General features: G+C 42.8%; 23 protein-coding genes, 1 tRNA gene and 2 pseudogenes. 23 read left to right on the top strand and 3 right to left on the bottom strand.

Features of this window, described 5'->3' with window-relative positions:
* The first annotated feature begins 10 nt into the window (after window positions 1–10).
* The 6 genes from I4V84_RS13965 (at window position 11) to I4V84_RS13940 (ending at window position 7,033) form a co-directional block, all read left to right on the top strand.
* A complete protein-coding gene (locus I4V84_RS13965) occupies window positions 11–1,225 on the top strand; it encodes an enolase C-terminal domain-like protein (RefSeq protein ID WP_173736466.1) in 1,215 nt (404 codons plus the stop codon).
* A gap of 118 nt (window positions 1,226–1,343) precedes the next feature.
* Window positions 1,344–1,808 (top strand): RidA family protein, encoded by a 465-nt coding sequence (locus I4V84_RS13960; protein WP_173736467.1) that lies wholly within the window; start codon window positions 1,344–1,346, stop codon window positions 1,806–1,808.
* Window positions 1,809–1,844: 36 nt separating this feature from the next.
* Entirely contained in the window at window positions 1,845–3,434 is a 1,590-nt protein-coding gene (locus tag I4V84_RS13955; protein WP_173736468.1) for an amidohydrolase family protein, read from the top strand.
* A gap of 2 nt (window positions 3,435–3,436) precedes the next feature.
* A complete protein-coding gene (locus I4V84_RS13950; RefSeq protein ID WP_173736469.1) occupies window positions 3,437–4,576 on the top strand; it encodes an aminotransferase class V-fold PLP-dependent enzyme in 1,140 nt (379 codons plus the stop codon).
* Window positions 4,577–4,795: 219 nt separating this feature from the next.
* Window positions 4,796–5,146 carry a GGDEF domain-containing protein gene (locus I4V84_RS13945; RefSeq protein ID WP_207748679.1) on the top strand — a complete coding sequence of 117 codons (351 nt, stop codon included), beginning with the start codon at window positions 4,796–4,798 and terminating at the stop codon, window positions 5,144–5,146.
* Between the two features lie 201 nt (window positions 5,147–5,347).
* Window positions 5,348–7,033, top strand: coding sequence for an AAA family ATPase (locus tag I4V84_RS13940; protein ID WP_195391713.1), 1,686 nt, complete (start codon window positions 5,348–5,350; stop codon window positions 7,031–7,033).
* A gap of 62 nt (window positions 7,034–7,095) precedes the next feature.
* Here I4V84_RS13940 and I4V84_RS13935 read toward each other — a convergent pair whose 3' ends face one another.
* A complete protein-coding gene (locus tag I4V84_RS13935; RefSeq protein ID WP_195391712.1) occupies window positions 7,096–8,223 on the bottom strand; it encodes a glycerate kinase in 1,128 nt (375 codons plus the stop codon).
* Between the two features lie 199 nt (window positions 8,224–8,422).
* On the opposite strand from I4V84_RS13935, the gene I4V84_RS13930 reads away from it, so the two are divergent.
* From I4V84_RS13930 to I4V84_RS13890, 9 genes are all read left to right on the top strand, one after another.
* Window positions 8,423–9,379 carry a 2-dehydropantoate 2-reductase gene (locus I4V84_RS13930; protein WP_118583213.1) on the top strand — a complete coding sequence of 319 codons (957 nt, stop codon included), beginning with the start codon at window positions 8,423–8,425 and terminating at the stop codon, window positions 9,377–9,379.
* Between the two features lie 327 nt (window positions 9,380–9,706).
* On the top strand, window positions 9,707–10,171 hold the full coding sequence (locus I4V84_RS13925; protein ID WP_243284110.1) for a DUF3990 domain-containing protein: 465 nt from the start codon (window positions 9,707–9,709) through the stop codon (window positions 10,169–10,171).
* Between the two features lie 7 nt (window positions 10,172–10,178).
* Window positions 10,179–10,790 carry a helix-turn-helix transcriptional regulator gene (locus tag I4V84_RS13920; protein WP_243284109.1) on the top strand — a complete coding sequence of 204 codons (612 nt, stop codon included), beginning with the start codon at window positions 10,179–10,181 and terminating at the stop codon, window positions 10,788–10,790.
* Between the two features lie 496 nt (window positions 10,791–11,286).
* Window positions 11,287–12,675 (top strand): alanine/glycine:cation symporter family protein, encoded by a 1,389-nt coding sequence (locus I4V84_RS13915; protein WP_055174131.1) that lies wholly within the window; start codon window positions 11,287–11,289, stop codon window positions 12,673–12,675.
* Window positions 12,672–13,094, top strand: a complete 423-nt coding sequence (locus I4V84_RS13910; RefSeq protein WP_195590890.1) for a hypothetical protein — start codon at window positions 12,672–12,674, stop codon at window positions 13,092–13,094. Before I4V84_RS13915 ends, I4V84_RS13910 begins: the two co-directional genes overlap by 4 nt.
* A complete protein-coding gene (locus I4V84_RS13905; protein WP_118583219.1) occupies window positions 13,091–13,552 on the top strand; it encodes a hypothetical protein in 462 nt (153 codons plus the stop codon). Before I4V84_RS13910 ends, I4V84_RS13905 begins: the two co-directional genes overlap by 4 nt.
* 220 nt (window positions 13,553–13,772) lie before the next feature.
* Window positions 13,773–13,958 carry a hypothetical protein gene (locus I4V84_RS13900; RefSeq protein ID WP_195992624.1) on the top strand — a complete coding sequence of 62 codons (186 nt, stop codon included), beginning with the start codon at window positions 13,773–13,775 and terminating at the stop codon, window positions 13,956–13,958.
* 429 nt (window positions 13,959–14,387) lie between these two features.
* Window positions 14,388–14,666, top strand: a complete 279-nt coding sequence (locus I4V84_RS13895) for a type II toxin-antitoxin system Phd/YefM family antitoxin (protein ID WP_118583221.1) — start codon at window positions 14,388–14,390, stop codon at window positions 14,664–14,666.
* 2 nt (window positions 14,667–14,668) lie between these two features.
* On the top strand, window positions 14,669–14,986 hold the full coding sequence (locus I4V84_RS13890) for a type II toxin-antitoxin system RelE/ParE family toxin (RefSeq protein WP_118583223.1): 318 nt from the start codon (window positions 14,669–14,671) through the stop codon (window positions 14,984–14,986).
* A 329-nt stretch (window positions 14,987–15,315) separates the two neighbouring features.
* Here the strand turns inward: I4V84_RS13890 and I4V84_RS13885 are convergent.
* Window positions 15,316–15,387 (bottom strand) — tRNA-Gln (locus I4V84_RS13885).
* A 430-nt stretch (window positions 15,388–15,817) separates the two neighbouring features.
* On the opposite strand from I4V84_RS13885, the gene I4V84_RS13880 reads away from it, so the two are divergent.
* From I4V84_RS13880 to I4V84_RS13865, 4 genes are all read left to right on the top strand, one after another.
* Window positions 15,818–17,293, top strand: a complete 1,476-nt coding sequence (locus tag I4V84_RS13880; protein ID WP_118583227.1) for a nicotinate phosphoribosyltransferase — start codon at window positions 15,818–15,820, stop codon at window positions 17,291–17,293.
* Window positions 17,294–17,449: 156 nt separating this feature from the next.
* The gene (locus tag I4V84_RS13875; protein WP_195992622.1) at window positions 17,450–18,877 is read left to right on the top strand and encodes a hypothetical protein; all 1,428 of its coding nucleotides are present in this window, start codon (window positions 17,450–17,452) and stop codon (window positions 18,875–18,877) included.
* A gap of 1 nt (window position 18,878) precedes the next feature.
* Window positions 18,879–19,382, top strand: a complete 504-nt coding sequence (locus I4V84_RS19995; RefSeq protein ID WP_195992620.1) for a leucine-rich repeat domain-containing protein — start codon at window positions 18,879–18,881, stop codon at window positions 19,380–19,382.
* A 29-nt stretch (window positions 19,383–19,411) separates the two neighbouring features.
* Window positions 19,412–20,023: a type II secretion system protein gene (locus tag I4V84_RS13865; RefSeq protein WP_195992618.1), complete on the top strand. Its 612-nt coding sequence runs from the start codon at window positions 19,412–19,414 to the stop codon at window positions 20,021–20,023.
* Between the two features lie 149 nt (window positions 20,024–20,172).
* Here the strand turns inward: I4V84_RS13865 and I4V84_RS20760 are convergent.
* Window positions 20,173–20,379 (bottom strand): annotated as a pseudogene (locus I4V84_RS20760) (DUF6783 domain-containing protein); the annotation flags it as partial.
* On the opposite strand from I4V84_RS20760, the gene I4V84_RS20755 reads away from it, so the two are divergent.
* From I4V84_RS20755 to I4V84_RS20750, 4 genes and pseudogenes are all read left to right on the top strand, one after another.
* Window positions 20,317–20,466: a DUF6783 domain-containing protein gene (locus tag I4V84_RS20755; protein WP_319017297.1), complete on the top strand. Its 150-nt coding sequence runs from the start codon at window positions 20,317–20,319 to the stop codon at window positions 20,464–20,466. The pseudogene I4V84_RS20760 and the gene I4V84_RS20755 sit on opposite strands and share 63 nt — an antisense overlap.
* Before the next feature lie 101 nt (window positions 20,467–20,567).
* The gene (locus tag I4V84_RS13860) at window positions 20,568–21,974 is read left to right on the top strand and encodes an MATE family efflux transporter (protein ID WP_195992616.1); all 1,407 of its coding nucleotides are present in this window, start codon (window positions 20,568–20,570) and stop codon (window positions 21,972–21,974) included.
* A gap of 6 nt (window positions 21,975–21,980) precedes the next feature.
* Window positions 21,981–23,249 (top strand): ATP-binding protein, encoded by a 1,269-nt coding sequence (locus I4V84_RS13855; protein ID WP_195992614.1) that lies wholly within the window; start codon window positions 21,981–21,983, stop codon window positions 23,247–23,249.
* 3 nt (window positions 23,250–23,252) lie between these two features.
* Window positions 23,253–23,771: pseudogene (locus I4V84_RS20750) on the top strand (GTP-binding protein); the annotation flags it as partial.
* Window positions 23,772–24,065: the final 294 nt, after the last annotated feature.

Raw genomic sequence — 24,065 nt, 5'->3', positions numbered from 1 at the left:
GAAAGAGATTATGAAAGCCATTACAATCAGAGACATTAAAGCATTTGTAACAGCACCTCATGGAAATAACCTTGTAGTAGTAAAAGTAGAAACTTCAGAGCCGGAATTATACGGAGTTGGATGTGCCACCTTTACATGGCGCTATAAAGCAGTTGTAACTGCAATCGAAGAGTACCTTCGTCCATTCCTGATCGGACGTTCTGTACATGATATAGAAGATATCTGGCAGTCCATGATGGGAAGTTCTTATTGGAGAAACGGTCCGGTTTTGAACAACGCATTATCCGGTGTAGATGAAGCACTTTGGGATATCAAAGGTAAACTGGCAGGAATGCCGCTGTACAGCTTATTTGGAGGAAAGTGCAGAGAGGGAATCGCTCTTTACCGTCATGCAGATGGAAATAGTCCGGAAGAAGTTGAGGAGAAAATCCATGCATTTATGGAACAGGGATTCCGCTATATCCGCTGTCATATGGGAACTTATGGTGGAAACTTCGACGGAACTATCCAGAACATGGTTCATCCGGAGAATGCACCGAAAGGTGCTTACTATTCATCCAGAACTTATATGCAGAGCGTTGTCAAATTGTTTGACAGAATCCGTACAGATATTGGCTGGAATCTGGAAATTATGCATGATATCCATGAGAGACTTTCTCTGGCAGATACACTGAGTTTTACAAAAGAGCTGGAGCAGTTTAAACCGTTTTTCATTGAGGATGCACTTGCTCCTGATCAGGTTGGCTACTTCAAATATTTGAGAGAGCAGACCGCAGTTCCGCTGGCAATGGGTGAGTTATTTACACATCCGCTTGAGTGGAAGACAATTGTACAGAATCAATGGATTGATTTTATCCGTTGTCATCTCAGTGACATCGGTGGATTAACACCAGCAAGAAAAGTTGCTGCATTCTGCGAGCAGTATCAGGTTCGTACCGCATGGCATGGTCCGAACGATCTTTCTCCGATTGGTATGGCAGCACAGATGCATCTGGATCTTTGCAGCCCGAACTTCGGTATTCAGGAGTTTGCCGGATTTAATGAGGCAGAGGAAGAAGTATTCCCAGGATGCCCACAGGTTCGTAATGGCTATGCATACTTAAATGATAAACCGGGAATCGGCGTAGATTTCGATGAAAAAGCTGCGGCAAAATATCCGGCAATCGATATGGATTTCAGCTGGCTCTTCAGCCGTCTGGAAGATGGAACAGCTGTAAGACCGTAAAGTGATTTAAGCCGCCGGGTTTCTGCTATGGCAGAGACTGGCGGCTTCATGTGGTTATATTCAAACAAAGATGTTGTCAGCTGGTGGCATCACCAAAACGAAAAGGAGAATAAAAATCATGACAATCGAAGAAAAACTGGAAAAAATGGGTTTAACACTTCCACCTGCACCTGGAAAAGGTGGTGTTTATGCAAGCGTAAAATCTCTTGGAAATAACTTTTATTATATTTCAGGCTGTGGCTCCTACATTGAGGGAGAAGGTCCGCAGGGAAAACTTGGACAGGATCTTACAATCGAGGAAGGCCAGGAAGCTGCAAAGAGAACTATTTTAAATTATCTTTCCGTGATCAAGGCACACATCGGAAGCCTTGACAAAGTAAAATCTTTTGTAAAAGTACTTGTTTTTGTTGGCTGTACACCTGATTTTTACGAGCAGCCGCAGGTAGCAAACGGAGCAACACAGCTTCTGGTTGATCTATTTGGAGAGGAAATCGGAGCGCCTTCACGTTCTGCAATCGGAGCAGTAGCTCTGCCGGGAAATACTCCTGTAGAGATTGAAGGCATTGTACAGATGGAGGACTAAATACTTTTTCCAGTAATCAGAGAGGATGGCGGAATTATGGATATACTGATCAAAGGTGGTCTGATCGTTGATGGAACTGGGGAAAAGCCTTTCTATGGGGACATTGCAATCGATCGTGATATGATCACTGAAATAGGAGAAAACCTGGATGCATCCAAGGCAAGAAAAGTTGTGGATGCCAAAGGACTTACCGTGACACCGGGATTTATTGACGGACATACACATTCGGAATTAAATATTTTGAAGAACAGACAGCATCCAAATGCTCTTTATCAGGGGATCTCAACTGTAGTGACAGGTCAATGCGGTCTTGGTTTTGCACCGATGAAACCAGAGCAGTTTGAAGATTCCATCAAAATTAATTCCGGTATTTTTGGAGATTACAGACATTATCTGAAAGGCTGGACGACCTTCGGGGAATTCCTGGACCAGCTGGATGGTTCCGGTGTAAATGTGGCAGCAAACGTATCCCACAATGCTATCCGTCAGATGGTAACCGGATTTAAAAATGTAGTATGGAGTGAAAAAGAGCGTCGTGAAGCACAGGAAGTGATTCGCCAGACTATGAAGGAAGGTGCAGTGGGATTTTCCGTCGGCTTATCTTACTATCCAGGTGGATACAGCGATACAGAGGAACTGATTGCATTGTGCCAGATTGTACAGGAATATGATGGGCTTTTCTGCGTACATCAGAGACTGGATGACGGACAGGTTCCCCTTCGTCCAAGATATGAAGCGGCTGAAATTGCGAGAAAAACAGGGGTAAGGCTGAACATGCTCCACTATCGTACTGGCAGTATGGAGGAAGATTACCGTACTCTGTTTGAGCCATTTAAGGACATTGAGGCTGCTGGAAACAAAGTTTATTACGAATATTATCCATATATGGTTGGTGCAGGACTTGTACTTGCGCTGGTACCTGGATGGGCACAGCAGGGGAGCTATGCAGAGATTATGGAAAGACTTACATCCAAAGAACTGCGAGGCAAACTTCTGAAAGATATGGATGAGAGACATAAATATTTCTTTGGACCAGATCAGACTGCAACTGTTATTCTCACAAAGGATCCGTATAGCCGCGATCTTGGCAAGACTTTTGCCCGGATTTCTGAAGAAAACCATGAGACATTTTCTGAGACAATCATTCGTCTTCTGGTGGAGAATGAACTGCAGGTTGGTTTCGCTGGTGTGGAAAATCAGTCCGAAGAGCTGAAGAAAAAGCTTTATGACGACCAGTACAAGCTGTTTATGGATGACCGCTACACCATCGGAAGTGATACGATTCCTGCTGGAATGCTTTGCCATCCACGTGGATTTGGTTCTTTTGCAAGGATCATTGCCTATATGAGGGAAAGAAATGTACCGGTTGAGTATATCGTGAAGAAATTAACATCTATGCCGGCAGAAATGTACCGTTTGGAAGGACGTGGAGTTCTGAAGGCTGGAATGAAGGCAGATATTTGTCTTATGGATTATGAAAATGTGAAAGATCAGGCGACCTTCGAGGATCCCAGACAGCGTGCGACAGGTGTGGAGGCTCTGTATATCAATGGTCTTCCGGCTCTTGAGCATGGCAATATTACAGGAATTCTGGCAGGCCATGCCTTAAGAAGAGGGGAAAAATAAAAATGAGTGAGCATACATCTTTTTATGAAAAAATAGGGATCACTCCTCTGATCAACGCCAGTGAGACATATACGAATCTTGGCGGATCACTGATGGATGAAAGAACCGTAGAAGCTATGCGCCAGGCGGGAGAGCATTTCGTGGATTATCCGTTGCTTCTTCAGAAAGTAAGTGAGCGAGCAGCGGAGCTTACCAATAATGAGTCCGCTTTTGTGACAACTGGGGCAGCAGGCGGAGTAATTCTTTCCGCTGCTGCTGCAATGTGTGGACCAGATGAAAAGAAGCTGGATCAGTTGCCTCATGTGGAGAGTTTTGAGAAAAATGAGATTCTCATGTTTGATGGAAAGTTTCGGGAGATTATTCCTTATTGGAGACTTACAGGTCTGACAGGAGCAAAAATTGTTTCTGTTGAGCCAACTGTTGAAGCTATGGTGAATGCGGTAAATGAGAAAACAGCTGCGGTATTTCTTTTCCCGGCAACACTATATGAGGAGGGAATCCCCACCTGCGAGGAAGTGATCCCGGAATTGAAAAAGACCGGAGTTACCATTGTTGTGGACGCAGCTGCACAGCTTCCGCCAAGCTCTAATCTCTGGTATTATACGAAGGAACTTGGTGCTGATCTGTGTGTATTCAGTGGTGGAAAGCATATTCGTGGACCACAGAGTACGGGCCTGATCGTGGGACGAAAGGATCTGACTGAGGCCTGCCGTATGGCTGCAAGCCCCAATGCAAGGATCGGACGTGCATTTAAGACTGGAAAAGAAGAACTGGCTGGTTTTATTACAGCACTTGAATTGTTTGTCACAGAGAAGCCAGAAGACGGATTTGCCCGTCAGGAAGCTCTTTTGAAGAAGCTGGAGGACAAGCTTGTGAGCCGAGAACCTGAATTGAAAATGGAATTCCGAAATGAAGGACGTCTGGGAACTTATCAGCCGCTGCTTCTGGTGACACTTCCAGAGGGAAAGACTGCCGAGGCCTGCAACAAATACACCAGAGCGTTGCCGCAGCCCATTGATATCGGTGTTTATCCGCCAGAATTCCGCATGCCGGAGAATGTGATATTTTTAAATGCCTATAATCTGAAACCGGGTGAGGAAGATTTGGTTGCAGAGGGTGTACTTGGATATCTTGGAAAATAGAATTATGTAAATTGACAATAGCCGGAAGGGGATGAGAGAATTCTTCCGGCTGTTTTGTGTTGCTCATTTTGGGTTATTGTTTACGAGAATCGGAGTATAAAAGTCTGAATTTATGCGGATAAATTGATAAAACTATCTGGAGGCGTATAATAAACTTATGTTTTTGCACTATTGAGAGAGTGATAGAAAATGCATCTGGGAAATGTGCAAGCTGTGATCATGGCAGATTGCAATTATCTGAAACAGACGAACGATACAAAGGGGCATGAATTTGGAGATATGCTGTTGCAGAGCGTGGCAGATGGAATTAAGGCAGTATTGCCGGAAAAATGCATTGCCATGCGTGTTGGTGGAGATGAAATTTTTATGGTTTGTCCACATACTTCCAAGGAAAAAGCGGAGGTGCTGGTTCAGAAAATGAAGGAGCAGATGGTGAAGCGCAGTGATGAGATACTGCAGGTGAGTGTTTCCTTTGGCATCAGCACTGTGGAGAATGGGGAAGCGACCTTCGAGGAAGCGGATCAGGAGATGTATAAGGAGAAGATGGCATCCCGGGTCGGGAGAGAGTAAATGGAGGAGACCATCGGTTGGCAATATTTTGTGGCTACCGGTGGTCTTGTTCTTGTAAAGCATTCAGATGATAGTGTATAATGAAGTAATAATTTAAGGCGTAGCATCAAATTATTACGCTACGCAAACGTAGCCGCAGGCGGAGTTCGCGGTTCCACGAGAATTAATTTGAGACGTAGCATTTGAAAGCGAGGGTGAGGTATGGGACAGGTTATCAGTATTGGAAAACAGGATTATGTTTCTTTAAGAGAAAACCACTATTTTTATATTGATAAAACGGATTTCATCAGGCAGTGGTGGAAAAATGCAGATGATATTACCCTTATTACCCGTCCGAGGAGATTTGGAAAAACACTGAATATGAGTATGCTGAACTGTTTTTTTTCAAGACAGTATGCAGAAAGGGGAGACCTTTTTGAGGGACTTTCCATTTGGGAAGAGGAGAAATATCGCGAGCTGCAGGGAACCTATCCGGTGATTTTTATTAGCTTTGCAGATGTGAAGCAGAATAATTATGAGGATGCGGTTCAGAAGATTAAAAATATTATTGTGGATGTGTATAGACAGCATCGCTATTTGGAACAGCAGGAGTGCTTTTCTGAAAGCGAGAAGCAGAATATATTGTCTGTCACGGAAGAAATGAATGATGTGACAGCACAGGATGCGCTGAAAAATCTCTCCAAATACTTAAAATTATTATATGGAAAAAAGGTTTTGATTTTTCTGGATGAATATGATACGCCCATGCAGGAAGCGTATATACATGGATATTGGGATGAATTTATCGGATTTATGAGGGGGCTTTTTAATGCAGCCTTTAAAACAAATCCTTATCTGGAAAGAGCGGTGATGACTGGGATTACCCGTGTGTCAAAAGAATCCGTATTTTCGGACTTAAATAATCTTGCGGTGATTACGACTACATCAGAGCAGTATGCAGATTGCTTCGGTTTTACAGAAGAAGAGGTCTTTTCAGCCTTAGATGCGTTTGGAATGTCTGAGAAAAAACAGATAGTAAAACAGTGGTATGATGGATTTATTTTTGGTCAGAGGCGGGATATTTACAATCCCTGGTCAATTACGAATTATCTGAAGGAAAAGAAACTAAAGCCATATTGGGCGGCAACAAGTTCTAATGCACTTATCAGCAAATTAATCCAGACGGCTTCGGCTGACATGAAAAAGCAGATGGAAAGGCTTTTAAATGGAGAACTGATTACTGTCAGCTTTGATGAGCAGGGTGTATTCAGCCAGTTAGAGCAGGATGAAAGTGCAATATGGAGTCTGCTTGTGGCAAGTGGGTATTTGAAAGTGGAGGACGTGGAATATCGGGGAATGACGCTGGAGCCATGGTATCATCTGGATATAACAAATCTGGAAACGGTAAGCATGTTTTCTAATATGTTTAAAGGATGGTTTGCTCCGGTAGCATCAAATTATAATGAATTTATCAGAGCCTTACTTGAGGGAAATGTTAAGGCTATGAATCTGTATATGAATGATGTTGCACTTGCAACGTTCAGCAGCTTTGATGTTGGAAAATATGTCTCTGAGAGAACACAACCGGAACGTTTTTACCATGGATTTGTGCTGGGGCTTCTGATAGAAATCAGAGATCGTTATGCTGTTCGTTCTAACAGAGAAAGTGGTTTTGGAAGATATGATGTAATGCTGCTTCCCAAGAGCAAGCGGGATAATGCAATTATTTTGGAATTTAAGGTGCGTGAGCCAGATTCGGAAAAAACACTTGAAGATACTGTGGAATCTGCACTCGATCAGATAATAGAGAAAAAATACGATGCAGAGCTTCTGGCACTGGGGATTACACAGGAGCGGATCAGGCATTATGGGTTTGCGTTTGAGGGGAAGAAAGTTTTAATAGGATAAATGGAGAAAGGCGATATAATGGTTTAATTCGGTTTACAGCCAGAATTAAACCATTATATCGCTTAAAGCAGCCGGAAGACCTGCTCGGCAGTGGCAGTCATATTGTTTTTTGCAGTGGCAGGATCCATAGCCTCCGCAAGTGTGCAGACATTTCGTAAAATTGGAAAAAAAGCATCAATTCCCTCTTTATTGCAGGCGGCAGCTTCCTTTGTGACACTTCCGGCAAATGCGATAACCTTTGCATGGTGCTTTTTTGCCAGCTTTGCCACGCCTACAGGGGCTTTTCCCATGGCTGTCTGAAAATCCAGGCGGCCTTCACCGGTGACTACCACGTCCGCATCAGAAAGTTCCTGCTTCAGTCCTACAGCATTCAGAATCAGTTCGATCCCAGGCGTCAGCGTCGCCCCCAGGTAGGAGAGAAAGGCGAAGCCAAGCCCTCCGGCAGCACCGGCACCAGGGGTATTGCAGTAATCCGTTCCCAGAGCTTGGGAAGTGATTTGCGCAAAATGTGCCATATCTTCATCTAATTGCTTTTTCTGATTTTCTGTCACACCTTTTTGCGGACCGTAAACATATGTGGAACCAATTTCCCCGCAAAGAGGGTTATTCACATCGCATGCCACCTGAATATGAGCTTCTCTTAAAAGCGGATTCAGGCCGGAAATGTCGATTCTGGAAACCTTCGCCAGTGCCTGTCCGCCTTCGCCTGCATCCACATCATTTTCATCCAAAAAACGTACGCCAAGAGCTTTTAACATACCGATGCCGCCGTCGTTGGTGGCGCTTCCGCCGATTCCAATGATAAAATTGCGGCAACCCTTTTGGAGGGCATGGTTTATCATTTCGCCCACACCGTAGCTGGTAGCAAGAAGAGGATCCTTTGCATCATCTGGAACCAGTGTGATTCCGGCAGCGGAAGCCATTTCCATGACAGCGGTATTGCTGTCTTTCAGATATCCATAATGAGCCTTGACCGGAGTGTGCATGGGTCCGGTGACGGTCAGATCGATCCGCTCTCCGTTCATGCCTTCGATCAAGGCGTCCGTAGTGCCCTCTCCGCCGTCTGCGAGAGGTTTTACGATGACTTCTGCATCCGGCTTTGCCCGAAGAACTCCTTCCCTGATGGCCATTCCGGCTTCTATTGAGCTTAAGCTTCCCTTTAAAGAATCAATTGCGATGACAACCTTCATATGAAAAAATCCCCCAAAAAATAAATGGTAAAATATGTTGCGAAAAGATTCTCAATCTTATGTCTATTTAAAGAATAGACCGCCTGGATTGTGGAGTCAAGTAGAAAAAAGCAAGAATTTTTGTATGGAGTTTTTATCAGATAATGATAAAATAGTAATATCTGTCTAGAAGGGAAAATATACATGGGAGGTTAAGACAATGAAGATAAAAACAGTTGCAGTTCTTGGCGCAGGTGCGGTTGGGTCTTATGTGATATGGGGGCTTTCCAGGCGGAAGGATATCCGGCTGGGAGTTCTTGCAGAGGGTAAGCGTGCGGAGAAATTGAAAAAAGGCTGCACGATCAATGATGAGGTTTATCATCCGGAAGTATGGACACCCCAGGAAGCAAAAGGGATAGACCTGCTGATCGTATCTTTGAAATATGGAGCGCTGCCAGGTGCAATGGACAGCATCCGCCAGGTTACAGGAGAGAATACCACGGTCATGAGTCTTATGAACGGCGTGGACAGTGAGAAATTGATTTCCGATGAAATTGGAGCTTCCCATGTGATCTATTCGGTAATAAAAGTTGCTTCCCATAAAGAGGAAAATGGATATTGTTTTAACCCGGAAACCACCATTGGCATTATTTTCGGAGAGCCTTGCGCACCCTATGACAGTGAACGTGTGCAGGCCATTGAGGCTCTTTTTGCAGATACCGGACTGCATTATCGCTCTACAGAATATATCAGGGAAGAAATGTGGAGCAAATTCCGACTGAATGTATGCAATAATCTGCCCCAGGCAATTCTAGGGGCAGGAGTTGGCTGTTACCAGGACAGCGTTCATATGAAAGCAATCAGCGACGGACTTAGAAGAGAACTGGAAGCCATTGCTTCTGCAAAAGGAATCGATATAAGTAAGGCTGCTGCATCCTCTGGACATGGAAGTGCCGTTCCCCCATCAGCCAGATATTCCACATTGCAGGATCTGGATGCGGGACGCCATACGGAGATTGATATGTTCTCAGGCGCGTTGGTCCGCATGGGGCGGGAACTTGGGATTCCTACGCCGTATAATGAATATACCTACCATATGATAAAAGCTTTGGAAGAGAAAAATGATGGGAAGTTTGACTATAGCAAAGAGGATGGAGAAGTAACCTGTTCCAGGTAAAGAATTACGGCTATTGAGAGGCGCAAAAATGAACGATAAATGGCTTGATTTTGCAATCCGTATTCAAAGCATCGGATGCACTCTCTTGTATCCACAGAGGCGGTTGGAGTCGAGAAAGCACATGAAGAAAAATGACGACATTATTGCATTTGTTAAAACAAAATGTTCGTAGTTTTTTGAGTGATTATAGAAGAATGGAAGAGACTGGAAATTTGAATTCTGGTCTCTTTTTTTATATCTTCAAATCTGTAACAAGGTGTAAATATTTAGATATGCTCATAGAAGGGAGAATTGGAACCAGAGCAGGTTCGGAACATTATGGACAGCATGATAAGAAAATTGTATGACATGGAACTGGAAGAACAGGGACGGAGCGACTGGCAGAATGGAAGCATTGCAGAAGAGGGGAAAAGATATCTGAAAGAACATTTTTTGCTGGATATTTCAGAATATGATGTGATCATAGGATATCGGGCGGATGATTCTTATTTTTCGTTTGCACAGGATTTTGTGGCAGGGGTAATCTCGTTACAGAAGCTTTCGGAAGCTATGCAGCTTGGGAAACTTGGTGAGCAGATTGTGTTGAAAAGTCCGCAGGCATTTGAAAAAATCCAATATGTAAAAAGTGAACCGGTTGACATGCAGGCGTACTATATAAAGAAAATAGAGCGGGAGCGTGCCGCCAGAAAAGAATATCGAATGAGTAAACGACAGAAAGCAGATTTAAACGAACTGTTTATATTGGATATTATGCGAGAGGAAATGGAAAATGATGATCCACGCTTATTCTGAAGATTATTTGAATAATGCACAAAAAATACTTGGAGATATGATGGATTATGCGGTAAATACGTATGAGTTTTCTCCGAATCAGTTTTATGAGATGTTTCTGGTATCGGATGTGTCAATGCAGTTTCAGACAGGAAATCCGACTTATGTGGCAGGAAAGACCGGGTGTGAACTGGTAAAAGAAGTAATTCGGAAATCAGGTCTGTTGATTCCAGAACTGGAAGATGAAATGTATCTGGATAAATCTCCGGAGTACTGGTGTGGTTGGGCACTGGCCTATTATCAATGGTACACAGGGCGAAGCTTCATAAAAATCTATCATGCGGTCTCAATCGAAGAGATTTTAAACATGTATCCAGTTTATCACGAAATGGATATTTCCAGATTTGTAGAAACCATAAATGAAAAATGGGATCAGTACTATGTGGAAACCAATTTGAAGCGGCTTCGGATGTTATCCGGTCTGTCCCAGAGCGAGCTGGCAAAGAGGAGTGGTGTGGCACTTCGTCAGATCCAGCTTTTTGAACAGCGTCAGAGGGATATCAACCATACAAGGGCGATTGATGTGTTAAGTCTGGCAAGAGAAATCGGCTGTAAAAGTGAAGAACTGCTGGAAATTTAAAAGATGTAGTAATACGAAAAAAGGGGATGTGAAATAAGTCCCCGCGCCGCAACTCTCGGGTTTTCTGTGAACTTTGTTCACAAAAAACACCTCGCGGAATGTTACCAGTGAACCAATGGTATTTAGATAATGCAAACAATACTTGATGAAATTCCATGTTAAACGATGCTGTAGGCTTCAAACATAGTTGAAAGCTTGATTGCCAGTAAATAAACTATTTATTTTCAACGACAAATTTAAAAGGAAGAGTTTCGCCGGCGGATATGAATATGGCGGTAGAGGAAGCAAGAAAGTTTACACTGGATATATGTGAACAGTTTTGGTAAGGTGAAAGATTTAATTATTTAAAGTTTTTGACTTTAAACCCTAAAAGTACTTGCGTTTAAAGGTTAATATGGGCTATACTATTATGGTATCTGTCCGGGAATCAGGCTGTTGTAGATGACGTGAGCAGCATGTATCCCGGATGTTGTGAGTATGGAAGAGGGTTTAAAGTATGATAGTTACTCTGATTGAGAAAGTATATAGTTTTCTGTGGGGAGATCTGGTGCAGATTCCACTGCCGGGCGGCAGCACTCTGGGGATTTCGCTTCTGATTATATTACTGATTCCTACAGGAATTTATTTTACGGTTCGGACGCGTTTTCTGCCGATTCGCCTGTTCCCGGATATGGTGCAGGCACTGGTTGAGAAGAAACAAGAAAAAAACAGTCTGTCTTCATTTCAGACACTGATCGTTTCGACGGCAACTCGTGTCGGTATGGGAAATCTGGTCGGTGTTGTTGCGGCAATTTCGGCAGGCGGCGCCGGTGCGGTTTTCTGGATGTGGGTGACGGCAATTATCGGTTCATCAACAGCTTTTATTGAAGCGACACTGGCACAGCTTTATAAAGAAAAAGATCCGCTGTACGGAGGTTACCGCGGCGGTCCGGCGTATTATATTCATGCATATGTAGAAGAAAAACAGAAGAAAAAGAGAAACAAAGTGGTGATTTCTGTGTTGTTTGCAATCTCCGGTCTGATCTGCTGGTGCGGTATCAGTCAAGTGATCAGCAATTCTGTTGTTTCTTCATTTAAAAATGCATTTTCCATTCCGCCGATCTATATGACGGTAGTACTTGTTGCTGTGGCTGCTGTGATAGTGCTTCGTAAAGATGCGACAGTTAAGATCCTGGATATGGTAGTGCCGGTCATGGCGGTATGCTATTTTGCAATCACGATTCTGATCATTGTGATGAATCTTGGAAGTTTGCCGGGTGTTTTTGCAAGAATTTTTGAGGAAGCATTTGGATTCCGACAGGCAGCAGCCGGCGGTTTTGGCGCAGTCCTAATGAATGGAATCAAACGTGGACTGTTTTCGAATGAAGCAGGTTCCGGATCTGCTCCGTGTGCGGCAGCAGCGGCAGAATGTGACCAGCCGGTCAAAGCCGGATTGGTACAGGCGCTCGGGGTATTTGTGGATACGATCGTGATCTGCAGCTGTACAGCATTTATCATGCTGCTTGCGCCGGAAGAAAAAGTTACAGGACTTTCCGGAATGGATCTTCTGCAGACAGCAATGGAACATCATCTTGGCCGTTTTGGTGTGATCTTTATTGCGGCGACGCTGTTTTTATTCAGTTTTTCGACGTTTCTGGGCATCCTTTTTTATGCGAGATGCAATGTTGCATATCTTTTCGGAGATAACTGGGCTTCACAGACTGCATACAAAGTACTGGCGCTTGTGATGCTGTTCATCGGCGGCCTTGCAGCATATACATTTGTGTGGGATCTTGGTGATGTTGGAATCGGACTGATGACGATCTTTAATATCATCATTCTTTACCCACAGGGTGAGAAGGCTCTGAAAGAACTGAAAGAATACGAAAAAGAAAAAAGAAAATGAAAAACACAAAGAGGAAGCATTTGAAACTATGTCTGTTGTTATTGTTTATGGTTCTGGGATGTTTTGCGATAACCAATGTCAGGACGACAACGGTGCAGGCATCATCGCGGACGTTCAAATCAAATGGCAGAACCTATATGGAAAAGCATAATGACAATACACTTAATACGGTATTGTATCAAAAAGTTTCCGGACGTTACAAACAGGTTGCGAAATCGTCAAGATATCTCATCTACAGATTTTCTTATGGAAAGAAATTGTATTTTTCAAGTGCTGACGATGAAGGAACAGGTATTACCTGCACATATACGAAAGGCAAAAATGGATTTAAACTTGAACGAAGCAAGATGGTACTGACAGAACGCAGTGGAAGATATGCAGTCGGATATATCTGTATGATCGTGTATACAATTTTATGATCCCGTTTGTGGATGTTGTTTACGACGGGGATGATTATGAATTTGAAATTTCCCTTGAGCCAAAGGATCCGTGCTGCTTTGGATTTAAAGTAGTATATCATAACGGTTCATTTTTACTCCTGCAGAATATTGAGTCAATAGACATCTCCTGTGTCCCGGGAATGGAATATATTGAAAACGATGAAGAACTGTATGACCGTGAACCGTTTACGGTAGAAGTTGGAAATACAGAAGACATTGATAAAATCGCAGATATTCTCCGTGAGCTTGGAGACCATTATCTGGAAGAAGATGTAGCATCTATTCCGTTATCACTCACTGCTTATATGAAAGTCACATCTTTTAATCCAGTTGTATATGAAGTTTGCTACATGGATAAAGAAAGAAAACAGAGGACAGTAGAAGAGGAGAAACTTCGAAAAGAAGCAGTACAGGAACTTCTGATATACCAGGGGTAATTTTCGAACATTTTTTGGGGATGTGAAAAAACTCAATCGAGTTTTTTCACATCCCCTTTTTTCACGTTCAAATATATCAGAGAAAGGAGCTATGCCAATGGATTTTTCATGGGAGCTGTTATTTGAGCTGCTGGGTAAGGTTGCAGATACAATCGGTAATGTTCTCGGCGGTACAAAGAAAGATTAAATTAAGGTAAATGCAAACAGGAGGTGATGAAACGTGGGAAAACCTACGGTAATGCAGGAGGTACGGCAACTCTATTGTATTTATAAGATACAGCTAAGAGAAAGGAAAGCACCTGTATATCAGCAGATCAGCGGTACAGGGCAAAGGCGCTGGAGAATGATAAAAGAGGCTGAACGCTATCTGAACTATGCGCGGGTTGATTGGGAGTATAGGAAATGAGCTAAAAGTGATGGAGAAGAGAACAAAAAATATTATCGAGTAAAGATCAATCGAATACCACCATATTACCCTATAAACGCAGCTTACGACTTTGAAGAGGATGTGTGGGCTTACTCAGACAAGGGAGCAGAAAATAAAGTAAAAGGGCAGTATAAGAAATGTTACGGAAGCCATGTTATAGAAAAAGTTATAGAAGTGTCTAAGGCTGATTTCCGTGGAGACAAAAAAGTTGTGATGTAAGAGAAGAAGAGAAAATTCTATGTTCAATTACTACTGGGGATGTCGAAATGAGGTATTAATCGACATCCCCTTTTGGGGTGCTAGAACAAATGAAGAATTCTAAAATTTATGAATGGAATTGACTAAGAAGTTGAAAGTATAGACATTAAATGATATAATTTTCATATATAACAACAGGAGGTGCGTATTATGTTTGCTATGCAGGAAACTATCAGACCATCAGCGGATTTAAGAAATCATTATAATGAAATCTCAAAGCAGTGCCGTGAGGGAAAAGAAGCTGTTATCATAACTGTAAATGGAAGAGGCGATACAGTGTCTCTGTCCTATGAAGAGTACAAGAACATGAAATCAAGAATAGAATTGCTTGAAATCCTTACTGAAGCAGAAGATGATGTAAAGAATGGTCGCGTTGCGCCAATCAGTGAAACTTTTGATGATTTACGTGCTATGCTGCAGGAGGGCTGAGTTTGAAATACAATATTGTTCGTACTGATACCGCGGATGCAGGTCTGAGAAAGATTGTATTATATATTGCGCAGAATTTCGGCAATGATGTGGCATTGAAAAAGTTAGACGAAATAGAAGATCGTATACGACAGCTGGGAGAAAATCCAGATCTTGGAATTGATCCAAGATACCTGGTATTAAAGCGTCAGGGCTATAAGGTATTGATTCTTGAAAAAGACCTTGTATTTTATAAAGTTAATGAAGCCCGAAAGGAAGTGATTATATATGCTGTCGTAGACCAGAGACAGGATTATTTGAACATTATCCGAGGGCTGTGAGGCAAACGCCGAAATATAACTGACCAAGTAAGTCAATTAAGGTTCGCCTTCGGACAGAAGAATAAGCGGTGGGAGTACTAAAATGGATTTGTGCACTTGAAGCGTGGAAACTGTCTTGATTATGAGGCGAAAATATCACAAAAGTAAACATAATTTTTTGTGCAAAAGGTAGAAAAAATCAGTAAGCCAAATAAGGAAAAAATCGCCTTTCAGAGCCACGAAAAAGCGTTTCAGAAAAAATTTTAAAAGTCCCGCAAAGCCAGTAAATACGCGGCTTCCGGAAATTTCATAATACGAAAAAAGCACCTCATCTGAGGTGCTCCACTTAGCAGGGCTACAAGGATTCGAACCTTGAAATGACGGAGTCAGAGTCCGTTGCCTTACCATTTGGCGATAGCCCTATGTGTCTTAGCAAGTCGTTTCTCGCTTGCGACATGTTGTATTATATATCAATGCATATATAAAAGTCAACCCCTTTTTTCAAATTTTTTTAAAAATTTATTCAATTTCTGTGAAGCCTTGATTTTTCGGGGAAAAATTAAGATTTCGCTTTTCTTTTTCCTGTGCATTTTGAGATGAATGTGTTATAATCAAGCAAAATATACGGAATCGCATAGGTCGCTGGCGGGAAGCTTTTGGAGTTTTTTTCGACACACTCTAAGGTAGTAGTGCCAGAAACTTTTTTACTTTATAAGAAATTACTTCGCTTTGTTCCTGTGAGTCTATGGTTACCGTATAAAATTTTTATAATTAAACAGCCTGTCTGGAGCCTGTTTAAAATTATTCAGGTAATTGGTTCTCAGACTGGCCTCATTAATAAGGAGAATAAACATGAGAGCAAATAACCTGACTCTGCTCACGGATCTCTATGAACTTACCATGATGCAGGGGTATTTTAAGAACCCAACTGACCAGACTGTCGTATTCGACATGTTTTACCGTGATAACCCATGCGGAGGCGGTTTTGCTATCTGTGCAGGACTGGAGCAGGTAATTGAATATATTGAGAATCTGAGATTTACAGACGCAGACATTGAATATCTTCGTGGTCTTTCCATTTTTGAGGAAGATTTTCTGGAATATCTTCGCTCTTTCCATTTTACCGGAGACATTTATGCCATCCCAGAAGGCACTGTTATTTTCCCAAGAGAGCCAATGGTGAAAGTGGTAGCACCGATTATGGAAGCTCAGCTTGTGGAAACTGCGATTTTGAACATTATGAACCATCAGAGCCTGATTGCTACCAAGGCAGCACGTGTCTGCTATGCGGCGAAAGGTGACGGAATCATGGAGTTCGGTCTTCGCCGTGCCCAGGGACCGGATGCCGGTATTTTTGGAGCCCGTGCAGCTGTGATCGGTGGTTGTGTCGGAACCTCCTGCGTGCTTACTGGTCAGATGTTTGACGTGCCAGTGCTTGGAACCCATGCACATTCCTGGATCATGAGCTTCCCGGATGAGTACACTGCATTCAAGACATACGCAAGAATGTACCCGGATGCATGTATCCTTCTGGTAGACACTTACGACGTGCTGAAATCCGGTGTTCCCAATGCAATCCGTGTATTTGAGGAAATGCGGGAGGAGGGAATCCAGCTGAAAAAATATGGTATCCGTATCGACAGCGGTGACCTTGCTTACCTTTCCAAAGAGGCATATAAAATGTTATCGGCAGCTGGTTTTGATGATGCGACCATTTCTGCATCCAGTGACCTTGACGAATATCTGATTGAGAGCCTGAAAGCCCAGGATGCCAAGATCAATTCCTGGGGCGTTGGAACACGTCTGATTACTTCCAATGATAATCCGGCATTTGGTGGTGTATACAAGCTGGCAGCAGTGAAAAATCCTGAGACAGGTGAATTTGTTCCGAAGATCAAGCTTTCTGAGAACACCGCTAAGGTAACAAACCCTGGAAACAAGACAGTATATCGTATTTACAGCAAGTCCACAGGAAAGATTAAAGCTGATTTGATCTGTCTTGCTGACGAGAAGCTGAACCCAGATGAAACTATGGTAGTATTTGACCCGGTTGACACCTGGAAAAAAACTAAGATTCTGGGTGGTACTTACGAGGTTCGTGAGCTTCTGGTTCCGGTTATTAAGGAGGGAAAACGCGTTTATACGTCTCCTTCAGTAATGGAACTTCGCGCAATCTGCCAGAAAGAACAGAGCACTCTCTGGGACGAGTCCAGACGATTCTCCAACCCACAGAAGGTTTATGTGGATCTTTCTCCGAAGCTTTTTGAGGTGAAGAGAGAGCTGATTGAGGAGATGAGCCGTAAGGATCTGGAGTTTGAGGAAGAGTAATTTAATAAGAAAATAAATGGGGCGATGTATCAGCGGAAACGATACATTCGCCCCATTTTTTGTTGAAATTAATCAGAAAAGTGCAGAAAAAAACATAGTGTACAGAATGTAAAAATGGTAAACTGTAGGAAAGGAAATTTTTTACAGGAGGAGTGTATGAAAAAAAGAAAATCCATTGGTCTGTGGGTGGGAATCTGTCTTCTGTTTCTGGGAATATTTGGCAGTGTAAACGTTTTAGCTGCAGTGACAGAAGGAAAGGCAGGGGAAACACTTACTGGGGAGTATGCAGTGATTATTAATACGGATACATCTGATTCGAGGAGTACAGGCACACTGATCTTTGATGACAGTGGAAGTACTGCATCCGCTTCAAGTGGAAGTGAGCTTCCCGCAGCTCAAAGCCTGGCCGGGCTGAATACAGGGAGCACCAGCTCAGTCACTGCGCTGAATGAAAAAAGCGCCATTTCGTCCGTTGCATCGGCAGATGAGACTGACGATGGTATATCCGTTCAGGCAGCGGTTACCACTTATGCAATAGGAGAAGAGAAATATATTTACAGAAGCAATGGCAGCGGCAAGACCTATATATGCATTGGGATTGGCGAACATTGCTATATCTGGATGGACAAAAATATGAAAGCGGATTATGATGCCGCTGGAAAAACATCTCTCATAGCATCAGACATGGCGAGTATTTATGACAGACAGCCCTATCAAATCCTGAAAACACTGGCAGGAGGCGATCTTCCCTGGGAAGATGGATCCGGCAAGCTCTCTATTGTGCTGGAAACCTTAAGCGGCGCAAGTGGTCAGTTTCAGTATGATGAGGGAATTACAGCAATCCATATCAACACTCCGGCGGCAGCATCCTATGTCTCCGGTGAAATGACCAGAAGAAACGGTCTGCTGGTTCACGAGGGACAGCACGCAGTATTCTGGCTGAAAACAAAATTCAATGCCTCCGAGAAATATATGTGGATAAACGAAGGTCTTGCAGTAACGGTCATGGATTATCTGTGGGGCGGTACGGACACAAATGGCTGGATGAACGGAATTGCAGGAAGTACCGCTATTCGTAACGGCTCTTCCTTGATGTATAAGAGTTATCGCGATGATATTGCCCAGGACTATGGAATGCCATACCTGTTTGTCAGATACGTAATTGACCGTATGGCAGGAAGCTATGAGCCTATGGCTGTGTTGCCGAGATTTTATACAGTAGATGCTTCCTCCCTTACCTGTGAAGCTTATCTGGAGAAGGTAACAGGAATTCCGTTTAAAACACTTCTTTCAGATTTTTATACAGCTGTGGCAGCAGGAGAAGCTTCTGGTGTATACAGTTTTCCAGGTGATCGGATAGCTGCAAAAAAGGCATCTGCATTTCCGGTATTTTCCGGAGACAGTGGCTCAAAATATTCCATTCCGGCAGCTTCCGCGATCCTTGTGAAACTGAAGGATGGAAAATTTACAGTCCCATCTGATGGGGAAAGCGGAATTGTTTATCGTGTAATAGGAAACCGGACTTCAGAATACGCCAGTGCCGACGGCGCCACCGACGAACACACCTGCTCCGATTGGATATAAAGTGGGTACAACAGTGAAACATCCGGCGACAAACGGATATTATAAAGTTACCGCCACCGACACGGTAGAATATATAAAACCGATAAAGAAAAAGGTAAGCACTGTTACAATTCCAGACAGCGTAAACCTAAAGGGCGCGAATTACAAAGTAACCTCAATAGCCTCCAAAGCATTCAAGGGCAATAAATACCTGAAAAAGGCTATCATAGGAAACAATGTAATCCAGATTAAAAGCTATGCCTTTTATAAGTGCATGAAACTCTCTTACGTACAAATCGGCGGCTCAGTAAAAGCTATCGGAAAACAAAGCTTTTATGGTTGCAAGAAGTTAAACGAAATGAGAATCTACACCTCCCGCCTGAAAGCCAAATACGTAGGCTCCAATGCCTTCAAAGGCACTCCATCCAGGATGAAAATCTACGTCCCCAGGAAAAAGGCAAAGAGCTACAAAACGGTTTTTGTAAAACGAGGCATAAGCAAAAAGATTGTAATAAAGAAGATGTAATATTTGTTTGCGTTATGGGGAGGTCTTGTATGAAATACCGAAGCAAAAACGGTTTTACACTAGCGGAACTATTGATTGTAGTTGCAATTATTGCGGTATTGGTTGCTGTTTCAATCCCGATTTTTAATGGACAGCTGGAAAAAGCACGCAGGGCAGTGGATATGCAAAATGCGCGAATTATTAAGTCGGCATTGACGAATGCATATAATGAAGGACGAATGGATATTCCAAAGAAAGCTGTAGGACAAGAAAATTCAGGCTGTGGTGTCTGGGTTGTGATATGTCGTAGCACAAGTGAACTGCCAGACGCATATACTTCAGATATGTTAAAAGGAAAAAGTATCTATTGTGGAGCAAATTCCGGAGTTACAGTAAACGGTGTAAAAAGCAATAATTGGAAGTCGTATAATACTGGTGTTGAAGCCGTATTAAAGGAGGCCGGTTTAAATTGTGATACTCTGAAAATTAAAAGCAGAAACGATAAGGAGAAAGGCTGGGATTGGATTGTTATAGAAGTCGGGTTTGCAAAGGAGCAGTTTTACTCACGTATTTATAGTGGCTTTAAAGGGGATAAATCGGGTATGGAAGTTGTAGAAGCTGGATCTTCAAACATCGAAAAAGCAATAGGCGGATCAAATTAATGTAACAAGAGAATATATAAGGGACTGTAATAGATGCGTGCTGCGTATGAAGTGACATTCATCTGTTATAGTCCCTTTTCTCTTGACATTTTTCCACGTAATGTGCAAAATAAACCTATAAAGTTCAAACAATTTCAGGAGAAATTATATCATGAGACAGGAGTTTTTACACTTAAAGGCACCGGAAAACTGGAGTTAGAAGACACTTTCCGGCCAGGATGCCCTACGCAGCAGTAACCCATTCTGCATAAAAACAACCTTCTAGAGCGTGTTTGAAAAAGGCTTTCTGCAAGATGTGCGTCACAATTTGTGGGAGATTTCGCCCGGATGAGGGCGCCGTAGCGGGCTACGGCAACCGAATTCGGGTGAAATTTCCCGCAAAGTGGGGCGTGCAGATTGCGGGAATGATTTTTCAAACACGCTCTAAAATGGGGACTGTCTGAATGTCGAAGATTACCAGATTTCCATAAGAAATGGAACAATTTGTACTGACAGAACAAGAGTATTATAAAAATATGAATTAAAAAGAAAGTTGTGAAACAAAATGAAACGAATTGATTTTGAAAATGGCACGGTAACCAGAAACATTTTCAGCGCTGCAATCCCCATGCTGGTGGCGCAGATACTCAGTCTTTTATATAATATTGTAGACAGAATCTATATAGCCAGAATCCCTGAAGTGGGAACTACGGCGCTTGGCGCAGTCGGTTTATGTTTCCCGTTAATCGTGATTATCACTGCCTTTGCCAATCTGTTTGGCAGTGGCGGCGCGCCTGTTTTTTCTATAAACAGAGGTATGAAAGACAACCAGAAAGCGCAAGAGGTGATGAATACTTCCTTTACTATGGTGTGCGGAAGCGGGATCATTCTGATGATAACAGGTATGCTTTTTGCAAGACCTCTGCTGGTACTTTTTGGAGCATCTGAGGATGCTTTGGTTTATGCATATCCCTACATGATGATCTACCTGATCGGAACGGTTCCATCCATGATCGCCACAGGAATGAACCCATTTATCAATGCACAGGGATACGCGACAACTGGCATGCTTTCTGTAGCAATTGGTGCAGTCGCCAATCTGATCCTGGATCCATTATTCATTTTTGTGCTTGGTTTCGGAATCAAAGGAGCTGCCATTGCGACTGTTCTTTCCCAGTTCCTATCAGCTGCTTATGTACTACTTTTTCTTGAAAAAAGAGCGGAAATGAAAGCTCGGCTTTTGAAAAAAACAGAGCTGAAAAGCTGCAAAGAGAATGCAAAAAACATTGTCAGTCTTGGTACTGCAGGCTTCATTATGCAGCTGACAAACAGCCTGGTAACCATCTGCTGCAACAATGTTCTGGGGGTCACCGGAGGGGATGTTTACATATCTGTTATGACTATCGTATCCAGTGTCCGTCAGATGGTAGAGACGCCGATTTATGCTATAAATGAAGGAACATCACCTATTCTGAGCTATAATTATGGGGCAAAAAGACCGAAGCTTGTCCGCAAGGCAATGGTCACTCTGGCAGTAATGGTTCTGGTTTATACAGCAGTAATGTGGAACGTGATTATCTTTGTTCCGGATTATCTGATTGCCATTTTCAGCTCCGATAAGCTCTTGATAAAGGATGCAGTTCCGGCACTGAAAACCTACTTTGCAGCCTTTATTTTTATGGATCTGCAGTACATTGGACAGACTGTTTTCAAGTCTTTAAATAAGAAAAAACAGGCCATTTTCTTCTCGCTTTTGAGAAAAGTTTTTATTGTAGTTCCGTTGACATACCTGCTTCCCTACGTGTTTAAAATGGGAACTCACGGAGTATTCCTGGCAGAGCCGGTATCTAATGTAATTGGCGGAAGCCTTTGTTTCGTTACAATGCTGCTGACTATATTGCCGGAATTAAAGAGGCTGGAAAAGAAAAACGGAGAGGCAGACCGCCTCTCGGGGGACTTTAAAACGAGGTAAAAATATATGGAAAATACAATTATAATCGCAATTGTAAGTTTTCTCTGTATCCTGGCTCATGTCCCCACTCTGATCCTGCGAATTGTTCCGTTTCACGAAAAAATCTCAGATAAAGACAGGATCAGACTGACTGTAATCTATGCAATTGGTCTGGCTGTGGACTTCGGAATCTGCATGTGGGTGGGAAATTACCGGGAAATTGACGTGCCGTTTTATAAGATAAATCTGATTGCTTTCTGTATTGTAATGGCTGCTGTAAATATCTGGCTTGTCCCTGGATACACCAAGGTGCATTTGTTTGTATTTGGAATTGTGGCAGATATTGTCATGATTGCACTGTCAATCGGAGCTTATGTCAGTTCACTTTTGGGAATGCAGGGAAATGCGATTGGAATTGCAGAAACCAGCGCAATTGCAATTGTAGTGTATGCGCTTCTATATCCGCTGCTTAGCAGCCTGCTCCGTTATACAGTAACACCATTCCTTGAAATTGAATGCCAAAATTATTGGGAGACCTTATGGTTCATTCCTATTGCCATGTTTTTTTCCAGTATTTTTTCAGAAGGAGTGGATGTCTACACTACCACTTTTCCCCAAATGTTGAGTAAATGTCTGATCGGCGTCGCCACATTGCTGATTTGCTTTGCGGTGTCTTATGATCAGCAGAAAGGCTACTATCATGCGCTCACGGAGCAGGTTCTGGCAGAACGTGAAGCACGCCATAATTTTCGTCATCAGGTAGCAGCTATTAAAGGTTTTCTTGATAAAAATGATATGGAGGGCTTGCGGGGATATTGTGATGATCTGGAACTGGAAGAGATGGGAAAAGTAACAATTCCATATACAGGAAACGCTGCGGCAGACGGCGTCCTTTATCATTACGGCTGTATTGCCAGGGCGAAAAATATCGAGTTTTCCGTATGCTGCTATCTGAAAGATATTGCTGTTCCGGACACTGATTTTTGTACAATTCTGGGCAATGCCCTGGATAATGCGGTGACTGCCGCCGGTCAGTATGAGGGAAAACGCTTTGTTGAAGTTGCTACGGAGAAGAAACACGGCATGCTTCTGATTACGGTAGACAATTTTTTTGATGGAATATTATTCCAGGAAAATGGGAAAATTTACTCAAAAAAACGGCAAAACAAACAGGAAGGAATCGGCATTCTTTCCATGAAAAAACTTTGCGAAAAACATGGCGGAGCCAGTCGCTTCGAAGCGGTCGGCAACAGGTTCCAGGCCAGCTTTATATTGAAAAGTGAGGTTGAAGATTAAAAAATGGTTAAAGTTGATTTAATTACAGGCTTTCTTGGCTCAGGAAAAACGACTTTCATAAAGAAATATGCTGCATGGCTGATGAGTCAGGGGCAGAATATTGGAATTCTGGAGAATGATTTTGGTGCAGTGAATGTGGACATGATGCTGCTTCATGATCTGGAAGGTGAGAACTGCGAGCTGGAAATGGTTTCAGGTGGATGTGATGCGGACTGCCACAGAAGACGTTTCAAGACCAAGCTGATCGCAATGGGAATGTGCGGATATGACAGAGTTCTCATTGAGCCTTCCGGGATTTTTGATGTGGATGAGTTTTTCGATGCCCTTTATGAAGAGCCGTTGGATAAGTGGTATCAGATTGGAAATGTGATTACCATTCTGGATGCCAGACTGGAGGAGAAGCTGCAGCCACAGGCAGAGTATATTCTGGCTTCAGAGGCGGCTGATGCAGGTTGTATTGTTCTGAGCAAGAGCCAGGAGGCATCTGAGGAAGAGATTAGTGGAACTGTGAAACATCTGAATCGCGCACTGGAAAGCGTGAAATGCAAACGACGTTTTACGAAAAATGAGATACTGAATAAGAATTGGGAAAAGTTTACAGATGAGGATTTTCAGAAGATTTTCAACAGCGGGTATGTGATGGAAGATTTCGAGAAACAGTGTTTTGATGAGAAAGAAGGGTTCCAGTCATTGTATTTTATGGAGCTGAAGATTTCCGAGACACAGTTGGAGAAAGCAGCGCATCAGATTCTGGATGATCCGGAATGTGGGGATGTTTTCCGAATTAAGGGCTTTGTGAAATTAGAAGAAAATGCT

The organism is Ruminococcus sp. 1001713B170207_170306_F1 (assembly GCF_015668065.1).
GTDB classification, from domain to species: Bacteria; Bacillota; Clostridia; order Lachnospirales; family Lachnospiraceae; genus Blautia_A; species Blautia_A faecis.
This window is presented reverse-complemented; position numbering and strand designations above follow the sequence as displayed.

Coding starts and splice junctions, on each gene's coding strand:
- I4V84_RS13965 (WP_173736466.1), top strand. CDS start 11: ATGAAAGCCATTACAATCAGAGACATTAAAGCATTTGTAACAGCACCT.
- I4V84_RS13940 (WP_195391713.1), top strand. CDS start 5,348: ATGGGACAGGTTATCAGTATTGGAAAACAGGATTATGTTTCTTTAAGA.
- I4V84_RS13925 (WP_243284110.1), top strand. CDS start 9,707: ATGATAAGAAAATTGTATGACATGGAACTGGAAGAACAGGGACGGAGC.
- I4V84_RS13915 (WP_055174131.1), top strand. CDS start 11,287: ATGATAGTTACTCTGATTGAGAAAGTATATAGTTTTCTGTGGGGAGAT.
- I4V84_RS13880 (WP_118583227.1), top strand. CDS start 15,818: ATGAGAGCAAATAACCTGACTCTGCTCACGGATCTCTATGAACTTACC.
- I4V84_RS13960 (WP_173736467.1), top strand. CDS start 1,344: ATGACAATCGAAGAAAAACTGGAAAAAATGGGTTTAACACTTCCACCT.
- I4V84_RS13945 (WP_207748679.1), top strand. CDS start 4,796: ATGGCAGATTGCAATTATCTGAAACAGACGAACGATACAAAGGGGCAT.
- I4V84_RS13910 (WP_195590890.1), top strand. CDS start 12,672: ATGAAAAACACAAAGAGGAAGCATTTGAAACTATGTCTGTTGTTATTG.
- I4V84_RS13950 (WP_173736469.1), top strand. CDS start 3,437: ATGAGTGAGCATACATCTTTTTATGAAAAAATAGGGATCACTCCTCTG.
- I4V84_RS13865 (WP_195992618.1), top strand. CDS start 19,412: ATGAAATACCGAAGCAAAAACGGTTTTACACTAGCGGAACTATTGATT.
- I4V84_RS13930 (WP_118583213.1), top strand. CDS start 8,423: ATGAAGATAAAAACAGTTGCAGTTCTTGGCGCAGGTGCGGTTGGGTCT.
- I4V84_RS13855 (WP_195992614.1), top strand. CDS start 21,981: ATGGAAAATACAATTATAATCGCAATTGTAAGTTTTCTCTGTATCCTG.
- I4V84_RS20755 (WP_319017297.1), top strand. CDS start 20,317: ATGTGCGTCACAATTTGTGGGAGATTTCGCCCGGATGAGGGCGCCGTA.
- I4V84_RS13905 (WP_118583219.1), top strand. CDS start 13,091: ATGATCCCGTTTGTGGATGTTGTTTACGACGGGGATGATTATGAATTT.
- I4V84_RS13860 (WP_195992616.1), top strand. CDS start 20,568: ATGAAACGAATTGATTTTGAAAATGGCACGGTAACCAGAAACATTTTC.
- I4V84_RS13895 (WP_118583221.1), top strand. CDS start 14,388: ATGTTTGCTATGCAGGAAACTATCAGACCATCAGCGGATTTAAGAAAT.
- I4V84_RS13955 (WP_173736468.1), top strand. CDS start 1,845: ATGGATATACTGATCAAAGGTGGTCTGATCGTTGATGGAACTGGGGAA.
- I4V84_RS13875 (WP_195992622.1), top strand. CDS start 17,450: ATGAAAAAAAGAAAATCCATTGGTCTGTGGGTGGGAATCTGTCTTCTG.
- I4V84_RS13935 (WP_195391712.1), bottom strand. CDS start 8,223: ATGAAGGTTGTCATCGCAATTGATTCTTTAAAGGGAAGCTTAAGCTCA.